Raw genomic sequence first — 22,310 nt, forward strand, 5'->3', positions numbered from 1 at the left:
AGACGCACGCATGCGCCTCATGCACTCCTCCCATCCGGACTGTAACCGTCGGCGCCGGAATTTCACCGGCTCAACCGCCCTCGTTCGGTGAGGGCGGGTCGCGGACTATCACCGCCGGTTCGGACTTTCACCGACCCCGGAGTACTCGCTTGCCATTGTGCCACGCGGGGCGTGTGGCTGCGAGAGGAGTTCGCGGTGCAAGAACGGGACGAGGCCCGAGCCCCGTCCCGCTCATTGGCGTGGTCGCGATCAGTGAGTGTGGGCGTTCGCGAGCTCGCGCAGCGCCTCCACCTCGCGGTGGGCGTCCTCCGCGCGGAACACAGCGGAGCCGGCGACGAAGTTATCGGCGCCAGCGATGGCCGCGCGCTCGATAGTCTCGCGCGAGATCCCGCCGTCCACCTGAATCGACACCTCCAGGCCGGCGGCGTTGATGGCCGCCCGGGTGCGTTCGATCTTGGGAATCATCTGCTCGATGAAGGACTGGCCGCCAAAGCCAGGCTCGACAGTCATGATCAGGATCATGTCGAACTCGTTGAGGATATCCACGAAGGGCGCGATGTCAGTCGCAGGCTTGAGCGCCAGCCCCGCGCGTGCCCCCAGACGATGCAGCTCCCGCGCCAGGCGAAGCGGCGCGGCCGCAGCCTCGGCGTGGAAGGTCACCGAGTGGCATCCGACCTCCGCGTAGCCGGGCGCCCAGCGATCGGGGTCCTCGATCATGAGGTGGGCGTCCACCGGGAGGATCCCGGACTTGACGACGGCCTCAGCGACAGGGAGCCCCCACGACAGGTTCGGCACGAAATGGTTATCCATGACGTCGACGTGGGCGACGTCGGCTCCGGCGATCTTCGCGAGTTCGCCGCGCAGGTCGGCGATGTCGCAGTTCAGGATCGAGGGGCTAATTGTGGCGTTCATAACGCATATGCTAGCGCCTGCGCAGGCACGCCACAAACATGAGATCCGTGCCAAACCGGTGATCCCACAGTTGCAGGGTGCGGCCCGCCGCGCCGGATAGGCGGCCCGCTGCGTCTGGTACGCCAAGCGGGGATGGAGCACAGTCGTCGGCGAGTGCGACAGTGTCACACAAGTCGACGTCGCCGAGATCGAGCAGACGCGCGACCTGGTCGCGGGTTTCGGCCGCGTGCGGCGAGCATGTGATGTAGGTCAGGACGCCACCGGGGCGAGTCAGTGCGACGGCGCGGTCCAGGAGCTCAGCCTGCAACTCCGTCAGCTCCTCCACATCCGCGGGGGTGCGATTCCACCGCGACTCGGGCCGCCTGCGCAGCGACCCCATGCCCGAGCATGGAGCATCGACGACGACGCGGTCGAAGGACGCGAGCGGCCAGGCGCTGCGCCCGCCGCCAAAGCTGCGCCCATCCCCGCTGACCACCTCGATGGAGTCGTAGAGCCGCGTCGTGCGTTCGATGAGACGGGCACGGTGGCGATGGACCTCGTTGGCGATCACGCGAGCCCCGCGCTCCTGCGCCAGCCCCGCGAGCATCGCCGCCTTGCCGCCCGGACCCGCGCACAGGTCAAGCCAGCGCTCATCCGCTCCCCCCTCCAGCGGCGCATGCGCGGCGATGAGCGCGGCGAGCTGAGAACCCTCGTCCTGGGCGCCCGCGCGGCCGTCGCGAATCGAGGGAAGACGCGCCGGATCACCCGATTCGAGCAGCACAGCGCGCGGGGAGATGGTACCGAGGGCCACCCGCGTATCGAGGATATCCTCCGCCTCGTCGGCGAGTTCATCCACGCTCATCAGGCCCGGGCGCGCGACGAGTGTCACGGTGGGCACCTCGTTGTCCGCTGCGAGGACGTCCTCAAGCTCGTCCGGCGAGTAGCCGTGCGCGATGAGCGCCTCGCGGAACGCGCGCACCATCCACGCGGGATGCGAGTAGCGCACGCCCAGCGCCTCGTCCACGTCCGAGATGGCGGCCATGGCGGCCTCGCGCTCGTCGCTACTCTCGCGCGTGATCGAGCGCAGGACGGCGTTGACGAATCGAACGGGGCCGTCGGTCAGGTGCTCGCGGGCGACGTCCACCGTCGCCGAGACGGCCGCATGGTCGGGAACGCGCATGTCGAGGAGCTGGTGGGCGCCCATGCGCGCCAGCACCACAACGCGCGGATCCAGGTCGGCCAGCGGCCGATCCACGTGGCGGGCGATGACCCAGTCGAGGCGCCCAATCGCGCGCAGCGTGCCGTGGACGAGCTCGGAAGTGAAGGCCGCGTCGCGGTCGGTGAAGTGCCCGTCCCGGCGCGCCTGACGCAGCGCCTTGGGCAACAGGATGTTCGCGAAGGCACCCTTGGTCTGAACCTCGTTAAGCACCTCGTAGGCGATACGACGGGGCTCGTCGGCACGACGCAGCTTACGGTAGCCGTCGGAGTAGCGGCGTTCGCTCATTGTCCATCCCCCATCACACCGCCGAAGCGCATCGTGTCATCCGGCCTGGCCCCCCGGGCCCACGCCGCGGCGTCCATCCAGGACTTACCGGCGGGGGCGATCTGGCCGAGGACGAGCGCGCCACCCGAGCAGCCGACGCTCACCTGCTTCTTCGTGATCTCCAGCTGGCCTGGCTCCAGGTCATCGCGCTCCACCGGCGTGGCCACGCCGAGCTTCATGCGCGTGCCGCCGGGCAGAATCGTGTAGGCGCCCGGGTTGGGCGTGACGGAGCGGATGATGCGGTCCTCTTCCTCGGCGCTGCGCGTGAAGGAGACGTAGCCGTCGGCGTGCTCCAGGCGCCGCGCGTGCGTGATGCCGGTCTCGCTCTGTGCAACAGCCACCGCGGTGCCAGCCTGGAGGCCATCGACGACGTCCAGAACCTGGGAGGCGCCCGCTTGCGCCATCGCATCCAGCAGCTCGCCGGCGCTCTCGCGTCCGATTCTCACCTCGACGCGCGAGTAGACGTCGCCGGTGTCGAGCCCCTCTTCGAGGCGAAACACGCACGATGCCGTCGTGGCGTCCCCCTCGCGAATCGCCCACTGGACGGGTGCCGCACCCCGCCACCTGGGCAGGTCCGAAAAGTGTAGGTTCACCCACCCGTGGGTCGGCATCTGGAGGACGGCGGGGGGAATGAGCCCCCCATAGGCCACGACCACACCGAGGTCGGCGTCCACGGCGGCGATGCGCTCGCCGATCTGCGTGCTCTTGAGCGTCGTCGTCTCCGCCACCTCGACGCCAGCGCGCGCCGCGACCTCGGCCACGGGAGACGGATACAGCGTTTTTCCACGACCGCGCCGCGCGGGCGGGCGGGTGATCACGAGGGCAACCTCATGAGAGGAGGCGAGCAGGGCACGCAGCGTGGGCACTGCGGCATCGGGGGTTCCAGCAAAGATAATGCGCACGAGCGCCAGTGTACGGCACCGCGTGGCCCCGGACTTAGAAGAGCTCCGGTGGGTTCACGCTCATTTTCACCAGCGGTGTCTTGCGAGCACTGCGCGAGCGCCGGACGCGGTCGAGCGTGGCGAGCATGTCGGCCGCATCCGGTAGGGGCGCGCGCACGAGGGTTCGCACCCGGTTCTCCTCACCCTCACGGGTGGCGGGCACGGCGACCGTACCCACGAGCTGTGCGCCGCCCTCGCGCACGGCCTGGTCAGCGACCTGGCGTACCTGCGCAGCGGGGCCATCGAGGGCCACCATCGTGCACGCGGGGAAAAACCCGAGGGCCTCGCGCTCATCGAGGAGCCGGTCGGCGTAGTCGGTGGGTGACCAGCGAACGAGCATCTGACCGAGGGCCTCGGGAATCGTTCCCACGACGAGGCCGGGGCGGCCCGGTCGCACGAGCGAGAGCGCGTCAAGCCAGCGGCGGGCGGCTTCCTCGGGCGCCCACAGCTCCGTTCGCCCGGCAAGGGCCGCGGCGTCGAGGATGATCGCGCAGGCGTAGCCGCCGTCGACGTGGGGTTCGGCGCCCGCCGTCGCGACAATGACGGTGGGACGAGAGGGAAGCGTGCGGCTGACGCGGTGGGCGGCCGAGGACTCGAGGACGGAGGCCTCGGGGAGGGTGCGGGCGATCTCCTCGGCTGTGCGCGAGGAACCTACGCGCGCGCCGCGCAGCTCTCGCCCCGAGCAGTGCGGGCACCGCCAGGAGCTGGGTTCGCGACCACACCAGGCACACGACGTCACCCCTTCGGCGTCCATCGCCAGAGGCCCCGAGCAACGAGTACAGCGCGCATGCTCGCCGCAGCGGCGGCACACGACGGTCGGCCAGTAGCCCGCGGACGCCACCTGGATGAGGACCGGTCCTTCGCGCAGGCCCTGGCGAATCATGCGCAGGGCGGCCTGCGGGATGCGCATGCGCCCACCGGCCCCCTCGCGCTCGGCTTCGACCTGCCCGTGCAGGTGAACGCGCGGCGTGGCCTCGCGCAACGCCTGCGCAGTGGGGTCGACGCTCACCGCCCACCCGTAGCGAACGAGAGCCTGGGCCTTGACCGAACGAGACGCGGACAGGACGAGCAAACCGGCGCCCTCCACCGCGCAGCGTTGCACGGCGACATCGAGGGCATCGCAGCGAGGGAAGTGCCGTTCGCGCAGACGATCGTCCCCGTCTCCGACGATGATGATGAGCCCGAGGGACGCGCAGGGAACCCACACCGCCGAACGTGTGCCCACCACGATGGGGACGCGGCCCAGGGAGGCGGCGACGTGCACGCGGTAACGCTCCTGGGCACCAACCTCGCCGCCGCTGAGGGCAGCGGGCACGCCCAGATCGTCCTCAAGGTCGCGGGCCACGCGCGAGGCCTGCTCGCCGGTCGCCGTGATGACCACGACGCTGCGCCCCGACGACACGGTCGCGGCCACGGCCTGAGACAGACACGAACGCAGGTGAGGGTGCAGGGAAGTAACGACGGCGCGGGGAGACTCACCCGCCCCCAGCCGCGACAGCAGGGCCTGACCGGCCGAGTAGGCGCGCCAGCCCTCCCCCGCGCCCGGGGCGTCAATGACGGGCCACGCGGGAGACGCACTGGCAAGGACCTCCTTCTCCGCGCGCGCATGCCGGGGCGGCACGGCGTAAGAAAGCACCTGGGACGTCGTGGCAAGGAAACGCGAGGCGACACGGCGTGCGGCCTCGTACAGCGACGGCGTGAGCACGGGTGTCTCTGACACGACCGCCTCGAGGCGCCCCACACCGTCGCTCACCTCGCGTCGGGTCCGCTCGATAATCCAGCCCTCGACCCGGGTACCCGAAAAACGCACGCGAACGAGAGAACCAACCTGGGCCCGGTCAACGAGAGCGTCGGGAACCAGGTAATCGAGCGGCCGATCCATGTGGGCCAGATCGACGTCGACAAGCACACGGGCGACCTGAGCGCTGCGCGTGGCAGGCGGGTCGAAACCGTCGAGCAGACCCTGCGTGGACATCATGAGCCTAGTGAAACACAGCGCGGGCTCATCTGCGGTACCGCTCAGCCCAAAAGCTTCAACCCGTACTTGGCGACCACCATCGCAAGCACACCAAAGACGATGAGCCCCCACAACGCCCAGTCCAGGCCCTGGGCAACAATACGGCGCACAGACTCGGGCGCCGGAATCACGCCGTCACGAATATTGATGCGCGTAATACCGCCGAACACGAGCGTCGTCGTGAGCGTGATGAGCAAGCACCACGGGCACAGGACCTGAATGATGAAGTAGGACTGGCTGAAGAGCCAGAACGCGAAAAACAGCGCGACCGTGTACAGGAGATTCGTGCAGGCCATGTACCAGCGCGGGAATCGCACGCCGGCGGCAATCCCAACGGAGATCGCCAAGACCACCGCCTCGAAGAAAATGCCGAGGAAGGCGTTGGGGAATCCCAGAATGCGGGCCTGCCACGTCTGGGCGACCGTCGAGCACGACAGAACCGCGGAGACGTCGCAGCCGAAGCGCGTCGACGAATCGGCGGCCAGCTGCCACGCCTCGATCGACAGGACGAAGGAAGTGACCAGGCCGATAAACCCGGAGACGATCATCTCCAGGCTCGTGCGCCGACGCCACGACCTGCGCGCCTCCTCGGTATCCCAGGAGGGCACGAAATCCTCGACCTGCTCCGCTGACCTCGTCATGCGAGGGCAGCCTTGAGCTGTTCGACGCGGTTCGTGGCCTCCCAGGGGAAGCCCTCGCGGCCGAAGTGGCCGTATGCGGCGGTCTCGCGGTAGATCGGGCGGAGCAGATCCAGGTCTTCAATCATGCCGAGGGGACGCAGGTCGAAGACCTCGCGGATAGCATCAGCGATGCGTTCCTCGGGTACGACGCCGGTGCCGAAGGTGTCAACGTACAGGCCGATCGGGTGGGCGCGTCCGATGGCGTAAGCAAGCTGAATCTCGCAGCGCTGGGCGATGTCGGCGGCCACGACGTTCTTGGCGACCCAGCGGGCAGCGTAGGTGGCGGAGCGGTCAACCTTGGAGGGATCCTTGCCCGAGAAGGCGCCGCCGCCATGACGGGCCATACCCCCGTAGGTGTCGACGATGATCTTTCGGCCCGTCAGGCCCGCGTCCGCCGCGGGGCCGCCCAGGACGAAGCGTCCCGAGGGGTTGATCAGCGCAGACATGTCGCCGGTTGCCAGAGCTAGGCCGGACTCCTCGATGACGGGGTCGATGACGTGGGTGCGCACGGCGTGCGCGATGGCCCCCTGGGTGAGCTTCTCGTCGTGCTGGGTCGACACGACAATGGTGTCGATGCCCACGGGGCGCCCGCCCTCGTATGCGAGGGTCACCTGGGTCTTGCCGTCGGGGCGCAGCCCTTCCACGACGCCCTGCTTGCGCACGTCGGTCAGGCGCTTGGCGAGGCGGTGCGCCAGCCAGATGGGCGCCGGCATGAGATCGGGGGTATCGGAGGACGCGTAGCCAAACATGATGCCCTGGTCGCCCGCTCCCAGGCGGTCACGGCGATCGCCGCCCTGGGTGCCGCGCACCTCGAGCGCCTCGTCGACGCCGCCAGCGATGTCGGGGCTCTGCCCGTCGAGCGATACGGAGACGCCGCACGAGGCGCCGTCGAAGCCGACGCGCGAGGAGTCGTAGCCGATAGAGAGGATCTCGCGGCGCACGATCTCGGGGATTTCAACGTATGCCTCCGTGGTCACCTCGCCTGCGACGTGGATGAGGCCGGTGGCGGCCATCGTCTCGACGGCCACGCGCGAGCGGGGATCGGCGTCGAGCAGGGCGTCGAGGATCGCATCGGAAATGCGGTCACAGACCTTGTCGGGGTGACCTTCAGTGACGGACTCGGAAGAGAAAAGCTGTTGACTCACCGCTCAAGGCTATCAAGGAAAGCGGCGACCTGACCGATAAGACCTGCGGCAACCTCATCCTTTGAGCCGGTGTAACGGCCCACGATGCGCCCGGCGGCGTCGAGAAGTCGGATATCGTTGGGGACGTCACCGAAACCGACGCCCGCACCCACACGGTTCAGGGCGATGTAGTCCGCCCCCTTGCGCGCGGCCTTGTCGGCACCGTAGGCCAGGATCTCCTCGTCGGTGCCGGTTTCTGCCGCGAAGCCGATGACGAGCGGCGGACGATGGGGGCCGTGACCGACTTCGGAGAGAATGTCGGGGTTTCGCACGAGGCGCAGGGTCGGCGCGTCGACCGTCATCGGGTCCTTTTTCATTTTCGAGGCGTGGGTCGCCTCGGGGCGAAAATCGGCGACCGCGGCCGTCATGACCAGGGCGTCGGCGCCGCGCACCTGGGCGAGCGTGGCTTCGCGCATCTGTTGGGCGCTGCCCACGCGGGTCACCTCGACCGACGAGGGAAGGCGCGCCATCACGGAGTCGTCGATATTGGCTGCGATGACGCGCACACGTGCTCCCGCACGCGCCGCAGCGGCGGCGATGGCCAGGCCCTGACGGCCCGAGGATTTGTTGCCAAGGAAACGCACCGGGTCGATCGGCTCCCTCGTGCCTCCCGCAGTCACGACCAGTGACTTTCCGGCGAGCGAGGTGCCCACAGCGGCCTCATCGCTCCCGCCGAGAATCGCCAGGGCGCGGCGCGCGATCTCCTCCGGTGCCGGCAGACGGCCGATGCCGCTGTCTCCGGAGCCGAGGGCGCCCGAAACGGGATCGATGACGTGGACGCCTCGCTCGCGCAGCACCGCCACGTTCGCCTGAGTGGCTGGGGCCAGCCACATGTTCGAGTGCATCGCGGGCGCCACGACCACCGGAGCGCGAGAGGCGAGCACCGTCAGCGACACCATGTCGTCGGCAAAGCCACCGGCCAGGCGAGCAAGGGTATTCGCAGTCGCCGGAACGATGATGATCAGGTCGGCGACCCGGGCCAGTTCGACGTGCTCGGCGCGCCCCTCCCCCGCGATCTCAACTGCGACGGGGCGAGACGTAATGCCCTCCCAGGTCGACCTGCCCACAAATTCCAACGAAGCGTGCGTCGCCGCCACATACACGTCGTGGCCCGCGCGTTGACACTCGCGGACCACGATCGGTGCTTTGAAGGCTGCGACGCCGCCGGTCACTCCGACGACGATTGACGCCATGTCAGGCCTCGGGGTTTGCTTCGAGAGAGAGCAGGCCCTCGTTGATCTCACGCAGAGACACGGCCAGAGGCTTCTCGTCGGGCTGAACGTCGACGACGGGACCCACGAACTGGATCATGTTCTGCTGAAGCTGCAGGTTGTAGGAGTTAATCTGGCGAGCACGCTTCGCGGCAAAAATAACCAGCGCGTACTTGGAATCGACGTGCTCCAGCAGATCGTCAATAGGCGGGGAGGTGATACCCACGGGCTGGGCAACAATTCCGGACATGCGTGTCTTCCTCTCAATGGCAGATTCAGATAGATACTACTCCAGGCCAATGAGCCCGGCCAGCTCACGCACCGCGCGATCAATATCGTCGTTGATCACAACGTGATCGAACTCGGAGGCGGCGTCCATCTCGACGCGGGCCGTGGCGAGCCTGCGCTCGCGTTCCTCCGGGCCTTCGGTGCCGCGGCCGACGAGTCGGCGCTCCAGCTCCTCCCAGGAGGGCGGAGCCAGGAAGATGAACTGGGCGTCGGGGCGATTAGCGCGAACCTGTCGCGCGCCCGCCAGGTCGATCTCGAGCAGGACTGGCTCGCCAGCCGCCAGAGCCGCATCGACAGGACCGCGAGGGGTGCCGTACTTGTTTGTGCCATGAACAAGCGCCCACTCCAACATCTCTCCCCCTTCGATCATGGAATCGAATTCTTCGGGGGAAACGAAGTAGTAGTGGACGCCGTTCACTTCACCGGGCCGAGGATGGCGAGTCGTCGCCGAAACCGACACCAACAGGTGCGGGTAGCGCTCACGAAGAGCGGTGACGACGGTTCCCTTTCCAACGGCGGTCGGGCCAGCAAGGACTGTCAATTGAGCCTGAGTCATGGCTCAATTGTGCCATGCGTACCCGTATCAGCCGAAACGCTCGACCAGTGCCTTGCGCTGGACGGGGCCGAGGCCTCGCACTCGCCTGCTCTGGGCGATCTTGTACTCGTCCATCAGGACAGCGGCCGTGTTCGTGCCGACGCGCGGCAGCGACTCCAGAAGCGAAACGACTTTCATCTTCGCCACGGCCTCGTCGGAATCGGCGAGTTCCAAAACCTCAGACAGGTTCATCGAGCGCGCCTTGAGCGCGTTCTTGACCTCGGCGCGACGACGCCGTGCCTGAGTTGCCTTCTCGAGGGCCTGTGCCCTCTGTTCCGGCGTGAGATCAGGTAGTGCCATTCTGATCATCTCCTCCGCTGGGATCTTCGGTAATTAAACTATGTCACCTCTCAAAGCACATGCGCCATCCCAAAACGCCGACTTCTGATTAACTCGATAGGTTATTTCAGAGAATCGACTGTCGCAAGGTAGGCGTCGCGCAGTCCGGCCACACTCGGGCCCGCGCTCAGAATCGCGCGGGACGACGAGGCTAACACGGCGTCTTCCGCGCCCGCGAAAACCTGCCTGACCTGCATCGGACCGGCACCCTGCGCGCCCACTCCTGGAGCCAAAAAAGCGCCTTTTAGTGCCGGAAGATCGATGTCGAGACGCTGCACGGCATCGCCCACGGTGGCACCGATGACGATGCCCGCAGGACCAAGGTGTGATTGGTCACAGGAGGCGTTGAAGTCCGCTAGTTGGGACACCACGTGACCTGCGACGCTGCGTCCGTCCTCTCCGCGCGCGTGCTGCACGGAGGCGCCCTCGGGGTTGGAGGTCAGCGCCAGGACAAACACTCCCCGTCCCGTCTGCTTCGCAAGCTCAAGAGCGGGGGTCAACGAGCCGACCCCCAGGTAGGGAGACAGAGTGACAGCGTCGCCGGCGAGCGGCGAATCATCCGACAGATAGGCCTGCGCATAGCCGGCCATGGTGGAGCCGATGTCGCCGCGCTTAGCATCGACGATACACAGCGTGCCGACCTCGCGGCAGGCCGCAATGACTTCCTCGAGGACCGCGACACCGCGCGAGCCATGGCGTTCGAAGAATGCGGCCTGCGGCTTGAAGGCGGCGGCGCGCCCACCCAGGGCCTCAACGACGCGAAGAGAGAACTCTCGAACGCCGTTCGCGTCATCATCCAATCCCCACTGGGCCAGTAGCGAGGCGTGCGGGTCGATGCCCACGCACACGGGACCATGCTCTTCCATGGCGGCGTAGAGGCGGTCTCCGAAACCGAGGCGAATCGGACGGGTGGCGGAGTGCGGGTTCATCGTGTTTCCTCCGATCGGATCGAATCCCATTCCTGCAGGGAGCGCACGGAGTAGGCTCCGCGCATGCGCACCTCGATGGCCTGCACCATCGCGTTGAACGCCTGGAGTGTCGTGACGGCGGGGCGATCCTGCGAGGCCGCGGCCGCGCGGATCTGGTAGCCGTCGTTACGCGGGGCGCTGCGCTGTGGCGTGTTGACGACCAGGTCGATCGACCCCTCGTTGATCAGGTCGACGACCGTCGGCTCTCCCCCGTCGCCGCGGCCCTCGGAGGACTTGCGCACAGACTGGGCCTCGATGCCGTTGCGGCGCAGCACGGAGGCGGTGCCGGACGTTGCGAGGATGTTGAATCCCATCTCATGCATGCGTGCAGCCGGCAGGACGATCGCGCGCTTGTCTGTGTCCGCGATGGAGATGAACACCGTGCCCGAGGTCGGCATGTCGGTCGATGCACCGAGCTGTGACTTGGCGAAGGCTGTCGGGAAGTCGCGGTCGATGCCCATCACCTCGCCGGTCGAACGCATCTCGGGACCGAGGACGGTGTCGACGATCTCGCCCTTGTCCGTGCGGAAACGCTTGAACGGCAGGACCGCGGCCTTGACGGCGATCGATCCGCCGTCGTGAATCTCACGCGCGTCGTGTGTGGACAGAAGGCCCTGCTCACGCAAGGACGCGATCGAATCACCCACCTGGATGAGGGCCGCGGCCTTGGCCAGCTGCACGCCGGTCGCCTTCGAGGCGAAGGGGACGGTGCGGGAGGCGCGCGGATTTGCCTCGATGACGTAGAGGGTGTCGGAGAGCAGCGCGAACTGAATGTTGATGAGGCCTCGCACGCCGACTCCCCGCGCGATCGCCTCGGTCGAGGCGGTGATGCGCTCCAGCTCACGTGCAGACAGCGTCATGGGAGGCAGCACGCAGGAAGAGTCACCCGAGTGGATGCCCGCCTCCTCGATGTGCTCCATGATGGCGCCCATGAAGAGCTCCTGGCCGTCGTACAGGGCGTCCACGTCGATCTCGATGGCCGCGTCGAGGAAGCGGTCGATGAGAAGCGGGCCGCGCGAGAAGAGCAGCTCGGAGTCGTGGCTGGCGAGGTATTCGCGCAGCGCCGGCTCGTCGTTGATGATCGCCATGCCACGCCCGCCCAGCACGAAGGAGGGGCGAACGAGGACCGGGTATCCGACCTTCTCGGCGACGGCAATGACCTGCTCGGGCGTGTGCGCCGTGTCGTGTGCGGGTGCCGGGCAGTGGGCCGCCTCGAGAACCTTGCCGAACTCCTCGCGGTCCTCGGCCAGGTCGATGGCCCGCGGGCTTGTGCCCAGGATCGGCACGCCGGCGCGCTCGAGGTCGGCGGCCAACGACAGCGGGGTCTGGCCACCGAGCTGGACGATCATGCCCTTGACGGGGCCGGCCGCGCACTCGGCACGGTAGATTTCCAGCACATCCTCGAGGGTCAGGGGCTCGAAGTAGAGTCGGTCCGAGATGTCGTAGTCGGTCGAGACCGTCTCCGGGTTGCAGTTGACCATGATCGTCTCGTAGCGGCCGCGCAGCGACATGGCGGCATGCACGCACGAGTAGTCGAATTCGATGCCCTGGCCGATGCGGTTAGGGCCGGCTCCCAGGATGATGACGGCCTCGCGCTCGCGCGGGCGCACCTCGTTCTCCTGGTCGTAGGTCGAGTAATGGTAGGGCGTGCGGGCGGCGAACTCGGCGGCGCAGGTGTCGACCGTCTTGAAGACCGGGTGGATGCCAAACGCGCCGCGCACCTCGCGCACCGTGTCCTCCGACAGGCCGCGCATGGCGGCGATCTGACGGTCGGAGAAGCCGTGACGCTTCGCCTCGGCGAGGACGTTGCCCGTGAGGGCCTCGGCCCCTCGGATGCGGGTCGCGACCTCGTCGAGGAGGAACATCTGGTCCAAGAACCACGGGTCGATCTTCGTGGACTCGTAGAGCTCCTCAAGGGTCGCGCCCCCGCGAATCGCCTGCTGGACCTGGACGAGGCGCCCCTCGGTGCCGACTCCCGCAGCCTCCACGAGCGCGCGGGTCTCCTCGGGGGTGGGGGCCGGCCCGTCCCAGTGGAACTGAACGCCGCCCTTGTCGATCGAGCGCAGCGCCTTCTGCAGGGCCTCCGTGTAGGAACGGCCGATTGCCATGGCCTCGCCGACGGCTTTCATCGACGTGGTGAGGGTGGGGTCAGCGGCCGGGAACTTCTCGAAGGTGAAACGCGGGACCTTGACGACCACGTAGTCGAGCGTCGGCTCGAACGAGGCCGGGGTCGAGCCCGTGATGTCGTTGGGGATCTCGTCGAGGGTGTAGCCGGTGGCAAGGCGCGCGGCGATCTTCGCGATCGGGAAGCCCGTCGCCTTCGAGGCCAGGGCGGAGGAACGCGACACGCGCGGGTTCATCTCGATGACGATGATGCGGCCCGTCTCGGGGTGGATCGCGAACTGGATGTTACAGCCGCCAGTGTCCACGCCCACGGCGCGGATGACGGCGATGCCGATGTCGCGCAGGCGCTGCATCTCGCGGTCGGTGAGGGTCAGAGCCGGGGCGACCGTGATCGAGTCGCCCGTGTGCACGCCGACCGGGTCGACGTTCTCGATCGAACAGACGACGACGACGTTGTCCGCCTTGTCGCGCATGAGCTCAAGCTCGTATTCCTTCCACCCGAGGATCGACTCCTCCAGGAGCACCTCGGTCGTGATGGAGGCGGCCAGGCCCTGGCCGGCGATGCGCTCGAGGTCCTCCGGGGTGTGCGCGAAACCGGAGCCGAGGCCGCCCATCGTGAAGGAGGGACGAACGACGAGGGGGTAGCCGAGCTCGGCGGCGGCAGCGTGGCACTCCTCCATCGTGTGGGCGATGAAGGAACGCGCAACCTCGGCGCCCGAACGCTCGACGATCTCCTTGAACTCCTCGCGGTCCTCGCCCGCGCGGATCGCGTCAATCGAGGCGCCGATGAGCTCGACGTGAAAGCGCTCGAGCACGCCCATCTCGGACAGGGCGACGGCCGTGTTCAGGGCCGTCTGGCCGCCCAGGGTCGGCAGCAGCGCGTCGGGGCGCTCCTTCTCGATGATCGACGCCACGACCTCCGGGGTGATCGGCTCGACGTAGGTGGCGTCCGCGATGCCCGGGTCGGTCATGATGGTTGCCGGGTTGGAGTTGACGAGGATGACGCGCAGGCCCTCCTCCTTCAAGACGCGGCATGCCTGCGTGCCCGAGTAGTCGAACTCGCACGCCTGGCCGATGACGATGGGGCCCGACCCGATGACGAGGACGGAGGACAGATCATTCCTGCGGGGCATCAGTGGGTCTCCTTAGCGGCGCTCATCAGGGACATGAAGCGATCAAACAGCAGCTCGCCGTCGTGTGGGCCGGCGGCTGCCTCGGGGTGATACTGGACGGAGAAGGCAGGGATGTCCAGGGCCCGCAGGCCCTCGACGACGCCGTCGTTGAGCCCGACGTGCGAGACCTCGACGCGGCCGTACCTGCCCGACTCGAAGGGGGCAACCGAGGGCTCCCCCACGGGCGCATCAACCGCGAACCCGTGGTTGTGGGCGGTGATCTCGACGCGGCCCGTCGCCACGTCCTTCACCGGCTGGTTGATGCCGCGGTGCCCGTAATTTAGCTTGTAGGTGCCATACCCGAGGGCGCGTCCGAACAGCTGGTGACCGAAGCAGATACCGAAGTACGGGATGCCCGCGTCCAGCACGGCGCGCAGCACGCCGATCTCGTGGTCGGCGGTCGACGGGTCGCCGGGGCCGTTAGAGAAGAACACGCCGTCCGGCTTGAGCGCCTCGATGTCCGCGAAAGACGCGCTCGAGGGCACCACGTAGACGCGCGCTCCACGCGCGGCCAGGTGGTAGGGCGTGCGCGACTTGATGCCCAGATCCACGGCGACGACGCGCGCGATGGGTTCCTTGCCCTCGAAGTCGCCGAGGGGCTCCACCACGTAGGTTTCGTCTGTCGACACCTCGGCGGCCAGCGCAGCTCCGCTCATCGCGGGAGAATCGGCGACGATGCGCACGAGCGAGGCCACGGCCTCATCCCCCAGGTACTGCGCGCCCACGGGCAGCGCATCCCCCGAGAAGATGCCGGCGCGCATGGCGCCGCGCTCGCGAATGTGGCGCGTGATCGCACGCGTATCGACGTCCGCGATGCCGACGATGCCCTGGGCGATCAGCTCATCTTCCAGCTCCCGGCGCGAGCGCCAGTTGGAGGCGCGGCGCGCTGCGTCGCGCACGACGAAGCCCGCGACCCAGATGCGCGAGGACTCGGGGTCCTCGTCGTTGACGCCGGTGTTGCCGATGTGAGGGGCCGTCATGACGACGATCTGGCGGTGGTACGACGGGTCGGTGAGCGTCTCCTGGTAGCCGGTCATGCCGGTCGAGAACACGATCTCGCCGAGCGTGCGGCCCCTCGCGCCCCACGCGCGGCCCTTGAAGACGGTTCCGTCCTCCAGGACGAGCAAAGCGATATCGGACGTGGTCATCGGTCCTCCTTGGCAATCGGGGTGGCGTCGACGACCGTGGGGACGCCGTTGAAAATGGTGTAGCGCACCTGACCGGGCAGTTCCATGCCGCGGAAGGGGCAGTTCGTGGAGCGCGTCCACTGCTTGGCAGGATCGACCGTCACGCGGACGGTGGCGTCCACGAGGGCCACATGCGCGGGGGCACCGACGACGAGGCCCTGGCCCTGCGATTGCACGCGGCCGATGCGGGCGGGAACCGTCGACATGACGCGAGCGATATCCGTCCAGTCCATGCGACCGGTATTGACCATCGTCTCGATGAGGATCGGCAGCGCCGTTTCCAGTCCCGTCATGCCGAAGGCACCGGCCTGCCACTCGCAGTCTTTCATCTCGAGGGGGTGGGGGGCGTGGTCGGTGCCGATGCAATCGATCGTGCCGTCGGCCAGGCCCTCACGCACCGCCTCGACGTCCTCCGCGCGGCGCAGCGGCGGGTTCACCTTGTAGAGCGGATCGTAGGTGGCGGCCAGCTGCTCGGTGAGCAGCAGGTGGTGGGGCGTGGCCTCGGCCGTAATGTCGACGCCCTGCGCCTTGCCCCAACGCACGAGGTCGACGGAGCCCGCCGTGGACAGGTGGCACACGTGCAGGCGCGAGCCCACGTGCTTGGCGAGCAGGATGTCGCGGGCGATGATCGCCTCTTCGGCGACGGCGGGCCAGCCGGCCAGGCCGAGCTCACCGGACAGCGCCGACTCGTTCATCTGCGCGCCCTCGGTGAGGGCAGGATCCTGGCTGTGCTGGGCGATGACGCCGCCGAAGCCCTTGACGTATTCGAGGGCGCGGCGCATGAGAACGGGGTCGGACACGCACTTGCCATCGTCGGAGAAGACGCGCACTTTCGAGCGCGAGCGGGCCATCGAGCCGAGGGCGGCCAGATGCTTGCCCTCCAGGCCCTTGGTGACCGCGCCGACGGGGCGCACCTCGACCCAGTCGGCCTCCTCGCCCAGGCGCAGCACCTGGTCGACGATGGCCGCGCTGTCCTGCGTGGGCGTCGTGTTCGCCATCGCGTGCACGGCCGTGTAGCCGCCGACGGCGGCCGCGCGGGTGCCCGTGAAGACGGTCTCGGCGTCCTCGCCGCCGGGCTGGCGCAGGTGGGTGTGAATATCGACGAGGCCGGGCAGGGCGATGAGGCCCTCCGCGTCGATGACGCGCGGGTCTCGCACGGCGTCGCGAGCGTCGGCGCCGATCGCGACGATCGTGCCGCCGGACAACGCAATGTCGGTGGGCTCCCCGCCGAGCAGCGAAGCGCCGGTGATCAGGATGTCACGGGTCTGTTCAGTCATTGCTATGTCCTTCCGATGCGAGGAGCAGGTAGAGGGCAGCCATGCGGATACACACGCCGTTGGACACCTGCTCGACGATGACAGATTGGTCTGAGTCGGCTGCCTTGGCGCAGATTTCGAGGCCCCGGTTCATGGGGCCGGGGTGCATGACAACCGTGTCGGAGCGCAGCTTCGCGAAACGCTCGGGGGTCAGGCCGTATTCGGCGTGGTAGGCGCCCGGCGAGGGGAAGAAGCCGCCGCCGGCGCTCGACATGCGCTCGCGCTGGACGCGCAGCATCATGACCGCGTCGGGGCGGCTCGCCAGGGCCTCATCAAAGTCGTAGGAGGTGTCGCAGTTCCAGGTGTCCACGCCGATCGGCAGAAGCGTCGGGGGCGCGACCAGGGTGACGCGGGCACCCAGGAGCGTCAGTAGGTCGACGTTGGAGCGCGCCACGCGCGAGTGGAGAACGTCGCCGACGATGACGACGTGCGCCCCGTCGAGGCCGGAGCCGGGAGCGGGGGTGCCGTCTTCTCCCAGCGACGGCGCGTAGTGGCGGCGCAGCGTCATCGCGTCGAGCAGCGCCTGCGTCGGATGCTGATGGGTGCCGTCACCGGCATTGAGGACGGGCAGGTCCATCCATCCGGCGTGGGCCAGGCGGTGGGCGGCGCCGGAGGAGGAGTGGCGCACGATGACGGCGTCCGCGCCCATCGCCTGCAGCGTCAGTGCCGTGTCCTTGAGGGACTCGCCCTTGGACACGGACGAGCCTCGCGCTTGGAAGTTGATGACGTCGGCGCTCAGGCGCTTGGCAGCCGTCTCGAAGGAGATGCGGGTGCGCGTCGAATCTTCGAAGAAGAGATTGACGACGGTCTTTCCCTGAAGCGTCGGAAGCTTCTTGACGCCGTGGCGCTGTGTGGCGGCCATCTGCTCCGCCGTGTCGAGGATCAAGATCGCCTCCTCGCGGGTCACGTCGCGGATCGAAATAAGATGGCTCAAGCTCATCGCTTACAGGCCCTTCCCTAGCAGGACGCCGTCGCGCCCATCGGTTTCGTCAAGCAGGATGGTGACTGTTTCATCCCGCGATGTCGGCAAGTTCTTGCCGACGTAGTCCGGTCGGATCGGCAGCTCGCGGTGGCCGCGGTCGATCAGGACGGCGAGCTGGACGGCCGCGGGTCGGCCGATGCGGCTGAGCGCATCGAGGGCGGCCTTAATCGTGCGGCCCGTGTACAGGACGTCGTCTACCAGGACGACTGTCTTTCCATCGATGCCGGTGACTGGAATCAGCGTTTCCTTGGGGGCGCGCAGCGGCTGGCTGGCCAGGTCGTCGCGGAACATCGTGGCGTCGATGATCGCCAGGTCCGCGTAGGTGCCGGACACTTCGCGAATCCTGTTGACAAGCCTGCGCGCGAGGGTGGCTCCGCGAGTCGGAATGCCGGCGATGACGAGATTGTCACTGCCACCGTTGCGTTCGATGATTTCGTAGGCGATGCGTGTCAGAGAGCGGGCGACGTCGCCTGCTCCCAATACTTCTTTGCCGCGCGATGCGCGATCAGCGTGCAGTGATCCCACTGCGAGCTCCTTCCCCGCCTCACGGGACGGTCATTAAAGGATGTGTTCCAGATCAATGGTACGCGCCCAGTGTGACACTCGCGGATCGCGGGCGCGTGTGAAAGGCCACGTGGGAGGGCATATGAGGCGGCGCGATGAGGGCTGGGTGCGGCGTGGGGCATGTCCCCGAGGTGGACGCCGGGGCGCGAAGCTGCGAGGGATATACCCGGTAGGGGTATAGAAGCATACCCCTACCGGGTATCGATGCATCACGTAAATAGCGCGCCCGTCACCTACGAAGCGAATGAAAGGGATGAAGCCGTTAAAATTGGTACCGTGCGATTACGCGCACCCATTCAACGTCGACAGACAGGACGATCACGCAATGACCATTGAAGAACTGCCTACGCCCGGGGTCCACGGCGGCGGCTGCGGGTGTGGAGGACACGACGGCGACGAGCCCACGATCGATGCGACCGCTATCCCCCACCGGCTCCGTCATGCGGCGGTGCTCGGCGCAGCCGGGTCGATGAACGCCGGTGAGTCGTTCATCATCCGCGCTCCCCACCTGCCCCGCCCCCTGCTCGCGCAGATCATGCAGCTGCCCGGCGAATGGACCTTCGAGGTCCTCGTCGATGGCCCGCAGTACTGGGACGTGCGCACCACGCGCGTCTCCCTGTGAGGGCGCCCGACCAGGGATCAAAACGCTGACGCATGCAAGTGTGGCCGCCACGAACGATCGTGGCGGCCACACCCATGCACTATTGTCGTCGAGGCGTCGGCTCAGTACTCCTCGAGCAGCTCGTCGAGCTCGTCGTCGACACTGGCACCGTCAAGCGGCTTCGCGCCGACGGGAAGCGACCTGGCGGGCGCCTCCTGAACGGGCAGATCCTCACCTGAGTCCACGTGACTCGTCTGGGACGCCTCGGCCTCGGAAAGAGCGGAAGACTCCTCCTCGCGGCCCTCTCTACGCGACCACGCTGGCGAGGCCAGATCCTTGCGAATCGCGTCGAGGACCGCATTGACGAAGGACGGCGACGTATCCGTCGAAATCGAGCGAACGATAGAGATCGCCTCGTCGATCACGATGATCGGCGACACCTCGTCGTTCTCGAGCATCTCCCACACGGCCACGCGCATGACGGCCAGGTCCACGGCGGCGATACGATCCAGCCCGGGTACGCGCGCGTGCGCTGATATCAACGAGTCGATGCGACGCAGGTTATCCGCCACACCGGCAATGATCTGAATCGAAAACTCCGGGAGCGGAGTCTGAGCCGCAGTGATGACGCGGCGCTCGCGCAGAAGGTCGCGCAGCACGTCGGGGTTAGACCCCATCCCGCGCTGATCGGCCTCGTACACGACGTCGGCCGCGCGCTTGCGGGCCTTCGTGCGCGACGTGAAGCGGTGCTGCTTCGACATTACTCGGTCACGCGGCCCGAGTACGAGCCGTCGCGGGTGTCGACCTTGACGCGGGTGCCTTCCTCCATGAAGAGGGGGACCTGGATCTCGTAGCCGGTCTCGAGCGTCGCGGGCTTGGTGCCGGCGGAGGAACGGTCGCCCTGCAGGCCGGGCTCGGTGTGCGTGATCGTCAGAACGACAGTCGCGGGCAGCTCAACGAACAGGACGGTGCCGTCGTGCTGGGAGACGATGACGTCCTGGTTCTCGACCATGAAGTTGCGGGCATCGCCCACGGTCTCGGCGGGAACGTTGATCTGCTCGTAGGTGGACTGGTCCATGAAGACATAGTCGGTGCCGTCCTGGTACAGGTACGTCATATCGCGGCGGTCGACGGTCGCGGTCTCGATCTTGAGGCCGGCGTTGAAGGTCTTGTCGACGGTCTTGCCGGACAGCACGTTCTTGATCTTGGTGCGCACGAAGGCCGGGCCCTTGCCGGGCTTGACGTGCTGGAATTCGACAACCTGCCAGAGCTGGCCGTCGATCACCATGACGAGGCCGTTCTTCAGATCATTTGTCGTTGCCACAGGGGTACCTCACTTGTGAAGGAATCAGTAATCAGGGGTCAGTTTACACGCGCGGGCGACCAAATCCGCGACTTCTTGCGGGGTGCGGGCACTCGTATCCACTGTTGTGTCGGCCACGGCCGCATACGCCTCGCGGGCCTGGTTCATCAGCTGGGTGAGGACCGCGCGGGGTGCACCCAGGCCGACCGAGCGTGGTGCACCCAGGTTTTCTCGGCGAGATACCGCGGAAAGGTCGGCGCCGAGCTCGACGATGTGCGCGCCCTTGGCACGTGCTCGTTGAATTGCCGAGGCCGTGGCGGAGTCAAGCGGCTGCGAGGCGCCGAGCGTGACAATGCCCTCGTTAGCGTCTAAGAGGCGCGCTGCCTGAGCGCGAGAGGCCTCGGGCAGGCGCGGGTCGCGCCCGACGACGAGGGTGCGCATTGGCGCGCCCAGGCTCTCCTCAACGGCATCGTCGACCTCGTAGAGCGGGAGTGCGTAGCGCTGAGACAGGATCCAACCGACCGTCGTCTTGCCCGAGCCCGTCACTCCGATGAGGACGACCATGCTCATGGGCGAATTCCGATCGCCTCGGCGGGGACGCAGAGCTCGCCGGGTTCGACGGCCTCGGTGCGCGGGTTTGCGATCCCGTCCAGCAGGACGAAGCGCAGAATCCCGCGGCGTACCTTCTTATCTGACAACATGATGCGCGTCAGCTCCTCCAGAGTGCTTCCCTCGTAGCGCGTGGGGAGGCCAACGCGGGAGAAGAGCTCGTCGTGGCGCGCAACATTCTCGGCGCTGAGCTGCCCACGGGCGTGAGCGAGTCGCGCGGCGAAGCAGCAGCCGACGGCGACCGCATCGCCGTGGCGCCACGTGTAGTCGTTCGCGCGCTCGATCGCGTGGGCGAGCGTGTGCCCGTAGTTGAGAATCTCGCGCAGGCCTCCCTCGGTCAGGTCAGCGGAGACGACGCGGGCCTTGACGGCGATCGCGCGGGTGGTGATCTCCGCGAGCTGCGGGCTGTTTGATCGCAGAAGCTCGCTCGGGTCCGTCTCCTCGACGATGCGCAGGATCGTCGGGTCCGCGATGAAACCGCACTTAATAACCTCGGCAGCACCGGCCGCCAGATCGGGTGCGGGCAGGGTCTCAAGGAGATCCATATCGGCGACGACGGCGCGGGCCGGGTAGAACGAGCCGACGAGATTCTTACCTACCGACGTGTTGATCCCGGTCTTGCCGCCGACGGCTGCGTCAACCATGGCGAGCAGCGTCGTCGGAACATTGATGAGCGTGATGCCCCTCAGCCATGTGGCGGCGACGAAACCGGCCATGTCGGTGGTTGCTCCGCCGCCCATGGCGATGATCGCATCTTTACGCCCAAGCTGGAGACGACCGCACTCGTCCCACAGGGAGGCAACGACCTCAATCGACTTGCCGGCCTCGGCGTCGGGGTGGTCGGCAGTTGAGGCCTCAATGCCCCGTTCACGCAGGTACTCCGCCAGGGCCTGCGCACGGGAGGCGAGTGGGCGGGCGTGGACGATGAGGGCCTTGGTCGCCGCCGAGTCGAGAGCGGCGACGATCGGATCGAAACCGAGATCGCGTCCGACGGTGATGGTCGACGGCTGGACGCCGGTCACCTCGATGGTGGTGCTCATGAGTGCTCCAGGTTGGTGAGAATGTCGGTGACGACGCCGTCGGCTGGGCCCGGACCGCTGGAAACGGTCAGCGTGGCGACGGCGCGGTAGTGGGGCTCGCGTGCCTCGCGCAGGCGCCGCAGCGCCCCGTCGGGATCCGTCGCGAGCAAAGGACGATGGGTCTTGGACGCAGTACGGCGCACGAGCTCCTCGTGGGGAGCGTCAATGTAGACGACGGTGTGGCCAGCGAGCAGGTCGCGCACGGCCTGCGTGGCCGCCGCTCCCCCACCCAGAGACACGACTGCGCTGCGCGTGAGCGCGCAAGCGACCGCGTCGGTTTCCATGACGCGGAAGGCGGCCTCACCATCGACGGCGAAAATGTCGGCGATCGGTCGCCCCTGGCGCTCTTCGACGAGATCGTCGGTGTCCACGTGGTCCACGCCGAGGCGGGAGGCCAGCAGGCGACCGACCTTCGACTTACCGGCGCCGGGTAGGCCGACGAGCACGATGGGTAGGTTGACGCTCATGCGCGCTCACCCACGACCTGAAGGTAGGCGGCCAGATTGCGGCGCATCTCGCCCACCGAGCGCCCGCCAGCGTGGTCGAAGAGGGCGTCGGCCAGCACCAGGGCCACCTCGGCCTCGGCGATGACGGCGCCGGGAACGACCTGGCAGGTGTCGGAGCGCTGGTGCAGGCCCACCGCCTCCTCGCCGGTGGCCAGATCCACGCTGCGCAGGGCGCGAGGGACGGTCGAGATCGGCTTGAAGCCGGCGCGT

Annotated in this window: 23 protein-coding genes and 1 riboswitch; of the genes, 1 reads left to right on the plus strand and 22 read right to left on the minus strand. The window is 67.6% G+C overall.

The genetic code is table 11. The features are described 5' to 3' along the window. Nucleotides 1-18 precede the first annotated feature (18 nt). A riboswitch (FMN riboswitch) is annotated at nucleotides 19-148 on the minus strand. A 101-nt stretch (nucleotides 149-249) separates the two neighbouring features. The 16 genes from rpe to pyrR form a co-directional block, all read right to left on the minus strand. Continuing rightward, nucleotides 250-912 carry a ribulose-phosphate 3-epimerase gene (rpe, locus tag HMPREF1138_RS02225; RefSeq protein WP_009056035.1) on the minus strand — a complete coding sequence of 221 codons (663 nt, stop codon included), beginning with the start codon at nucleotides 910-912 and terminating at the stop codon, nucleotides 250-252. Nucleotides 913-922: 10 nt separating this feature from the next. Then, nucleotides 923-2,395, minus strand: coding sequence for a transcription antitermination factor NusB (locus tag HMPREF1138_RS02230; RefSeq protein WP_009056031.1), 1,473 nt, complete (start codon nucleotides 2,393-2,395; stop codon nucleotides 923-925). After that, nucleotides 2,392-3,336 (minus strand): methionyl-tRNA formyltransferase, encoded by a 945-nt coding sequence (locus tag HMPREF1138_RS02235; RefSeq protein WP_009056043.1) that lies wholly within the window; start codon nucleotides 3,334-3,336, stop codon nucleotides 2,392-2,394. The genes HMPREF1138_RS02230 and HMPREF1138_RS02235 overlap by 4 nt, the downstream gene beginning before the upstream one ends. Nucleotides 3,337-3,370: 34 nt before the next feature. Then, on the minus strand, nucleotides 3,371-5,353 hold the full coding sequence (locus HMPREF1138_RS02240) for a primosomal protein N (RefSeq protein WP_039936553.1): 1,983 nt from the start codon (nucleotides 5,351-5,353) through the stop codon (nucleotides 3,371-3,373). Nucleotides 5,354-5,394: 41 nt separating this feature from the next. After that, nucleotides 5,395-6,033, minus strand: coding sequence for a vitamin K epoxide reductase family protein (locus HMPREF1138_RS02245; RefSeq protein ID WP_009056054.1), 639 nt, complete (start codon nucleotides 6,031-6,033; stop codon nucleotides 5,395-5,397). Beyond that, on the minus strand, nucleotides 6,030-7,217 hold the full coding sequence (gene metK, locus HMPREF1138_RS02250; RefSeq protein ID WP_009055967.1) for a methionine adenosyltransferase: 1,188 nt from the start codon (nucleotides 7,215-7,217) through the stop codon (nucleotides 6,030-6,032). Before metK ends, HMPREF1138_RS02245 begins: the two co-directional genes overlap by 4 nt. Continuing rightward, nucleotides 7,214-8,449 carry a bifunctional phosphopantothenoylcysteine decarboxylase/phosphopantothenate--cysteine ligase CoaBC gene (gene coaBC, locus HMPREF1138_RS02255; RefSeq protein WP_009055995.1) on the minus strand — a complete coding sequence of 412 codons (1,236 nt, stop codon included), beginning with the start codon at nucleotides 8,447-8,449 and terminating at the stop codon, nucleotides 7,214-7,216. Before coaBC ends, metK begins: the two co-directional genes overlap by 4 nt. Before the next feature lies 1 nt (nucleotide 8,450). After that, nucleotides 8,451-8,717 carry a DNA-directed RNA polymerase subunit omega gene (gene rpoZ, locus HMPREF1138_RS02260; RefSeq protein ID WP_003792400.1) on the minus strand — a complete coding sequence of 89 codons (267 nt, stop codon included), beginning with the start codon at nucleotides 8,715-8,717 and terminating at the stop codon, nucleotides 8,451-8,453. Nucleotides 8,718-8,753: 36 nt separating this feature from the next. Continuing rightward, on the minus strand, nucleotides 8,754-9,311 hold the full coding sequence (gmk, locus tag HMPREF1138_RS02265) for a guanylate kinase (protein WP_009055970.1): 558 nt from the start codon (nucleotides 9,309-9,311) through the stop codon (nucleotides 8,754-8,756). 27 nt (nucleotides 9,312-9,338) lie between these two features. Then, nucleotides 9,339-9,650, minus strand: coding sequence for an integration host factor, actinobacterial type (gene mihF / locus HMPREF1138_RS02270; protein WP_007589281.1), 312 nt, complete (start codon nucleotides 9,648-9,650; stop codon nucleotides 9,339-9,341). Nucleotides 9,651-9,751: 101 nt separating this feature from the next. After that, nucleotides 9,752-10,618, minus strand: a complete 867-nt coding sequence (pyrF, locus tag HMPREF1138_RS02275) for an orotidine-5'-phosphate decarboxylase (RefSeq protein WP_009056078.1) — start codon at nucleotides 10,616-10,618, stop codon at nucleotides 9,752-9,754. Beyond that, nucleotides 10,615-13,914 (minus strand): carbamoyl-phosphate synthase large subunit, encoded by a 3,300-nt coding sequence (carB, locus tag HMPREF1138_RS02280; RefSeq protein ID WP_009056084.1) that lies wholly within the window; start codon nucleotides 13,912-13,914, stop codon nucleotides 10,615-10,617. The genes pyrF and carB overlap by 4 nt, the downstream gene beginning before the upstream one ends. Next, nucleotides 13,914-15,101: a glutamine-hydrolyzing carbamoyl-phosphate synthase small subunit gene (gene carA / locus HMPREF1138_RS02285; protein WP_009056052.1), complete on the minus strand. Its 1,188-nt coding sequence runs from the start codon at nucleotides 15,099-15,101 to the stop codon at nucleotides 13,914-13,916. The genes carB and carA overlap by 1 nt, the downstream gene beginning before the upstream one ends. Next, a complete protein-coding gene (locus HMPREF1138_RS02290) occupies nucleotides 15,098-16,417 on the minus strand; it encodes a dihydroorotase (RefSeq protein ID WP_009055946.1) in 1,320 nt (439 codons plus the stop codon). The genes carA and HMPREF1138_RS02290 overlap by 4 nt, the downstream gene beginning before the upstream one ends. Further along, nucleotides 16,410-17,396, minus strand: coding sequence for an aspartate carbamoyltransferase catalytic subunit (locus HMPREF1138_RS02295; protein ID WP_009055958.1), 987 nt, complete (start codon nucleotides 17,394-17,396; stop codon nucleotides 16,410-16,412). Before HMPREF1138_RS02295 ends, HMPREF1138_RS02290 begins: the two co-directional genes overlap by 8 nt. A 3-nt stretch (nucleotides 17,397-17,399) precedes the next feature. Beyond that, entirely contained in the window at nucleotides 17,400-17,963 is a 564-nt protein-coding gene (gene pyrR / locus HMPREF1138_RS02300) for a bifunctional pyr operon transcriptional regulator/uracil phosphoribosyltransferase PyrR (protein ID WP_009056024.1), read from the minus strand. Between the two features lie 364 nt (nucleotides 17,964-18,327). Between pyrR and HMPREF1138_RS02305 the strand changes: the two genes are divergently transcribed. Beyond that, nucleotides 18,328-18,624, plus strand: coding sequence for a DUF2249 domain-containing protein (locus HMPREF1138_RS02305; RefSeq protein WP_050981220.1), 297 nt, complete (start codon nucleotides 18,328-18,330; stop codon nucleotides 18,622-18,624). A 101-nt stretch (nucleotides 18,625-18,725) separates the two neighbouring features. Here the strand turns inward: HMPREF1138_RS02305 and nusB are convergent, their stop codons facing one another. The 6 genes from nusB to HMPREF1138_RS02335 all read right to left on the minus strand — a co-directional run. After that, complete coding sequence (nusB, locus tag HMPREF1138_RS02310; protein WP_009055976.1) at nucleotides 18,726-19,364, minus strand: transcription antitermination factor NusB; 639 nt, start codon at nucleotides 19,362-19,364, stop codon at nucleotides 18,726-18,728. Then, nucleotides 19,364-19,927: an elongation factor P gene (gene efp / locus HMPREF1138_RS02315; protein ID WP_009055954.1), complete on the minus strand. Its 564-nt coding sequence runs from the start codon at nucleotides 19,925-19,927 to the stop codon at nucleotides 19,364-19,366. Before efp ends, nusB begins: the two co-directional genes overlap by 1 nt. 24 nt (nucleotides 19,928-19,951) lie before the next feature. Continuing rightward, entirely contained in the window at nucleotides 19,952-20,476 is a 525-nt protein-coding gene (locus HMPREF1138_RS02320) for a shikimate kinase (protein ID WP_039936556.1), read from the minus strand. Beyond that, nucleotides 20,473-21,555: a 3-dehydroquinate synthase gene (aroB, locus tag HMPREF1138_RS02325; RefSeq protein WP_009056056.1), complete on the minus strand. Its 1,083-nt coding sequence runs from the start codon at nucleotides 21,553-21,555 to the stop codon at nucleotides 20,473-20,475. Before aroB ends, HMPREF1138_RS02320 begins: the two co-directional genes overlap by 4 nt. After that, on the minus strand, nucleotides 21,552-22,061 hold the full coding sequence (locus HMPREF1138_RS02330) for a shikimate kinase (protein WP_009056074.1): 510 nt from the start codon (nucleotides 22,059-22,061) through the stop codon (nucleotides 21,552-21,554). Before HMPREF1138_RS02330 ends, aroB begins: the two co-directional genes overlap by 4 nt. Continuing rightward, on the minus strand, nucleotides 22,058-22,310 hold a 253-nt coding region (locus HMPREF1138_RS02335), incomplete at its 5' end, for a chorismate synthase (RefSeq protein ID WP_009056008.1). The genes HMPREF1138_RS02335 and HMPREF1138_RS02330, both read right to left, overlap by 4 nt.

Origin of the sequence: Actinomyces sp. ICM58 (assembly GCF_000283035.1) — a bacterium.
In the GTDB taxonomy this organism is placed as follows: domain Bacteria; phylum Actinomycetota; class Actinomycetes; order Actinomycetales; family Actinomycetaceae; genus Pauljensenia.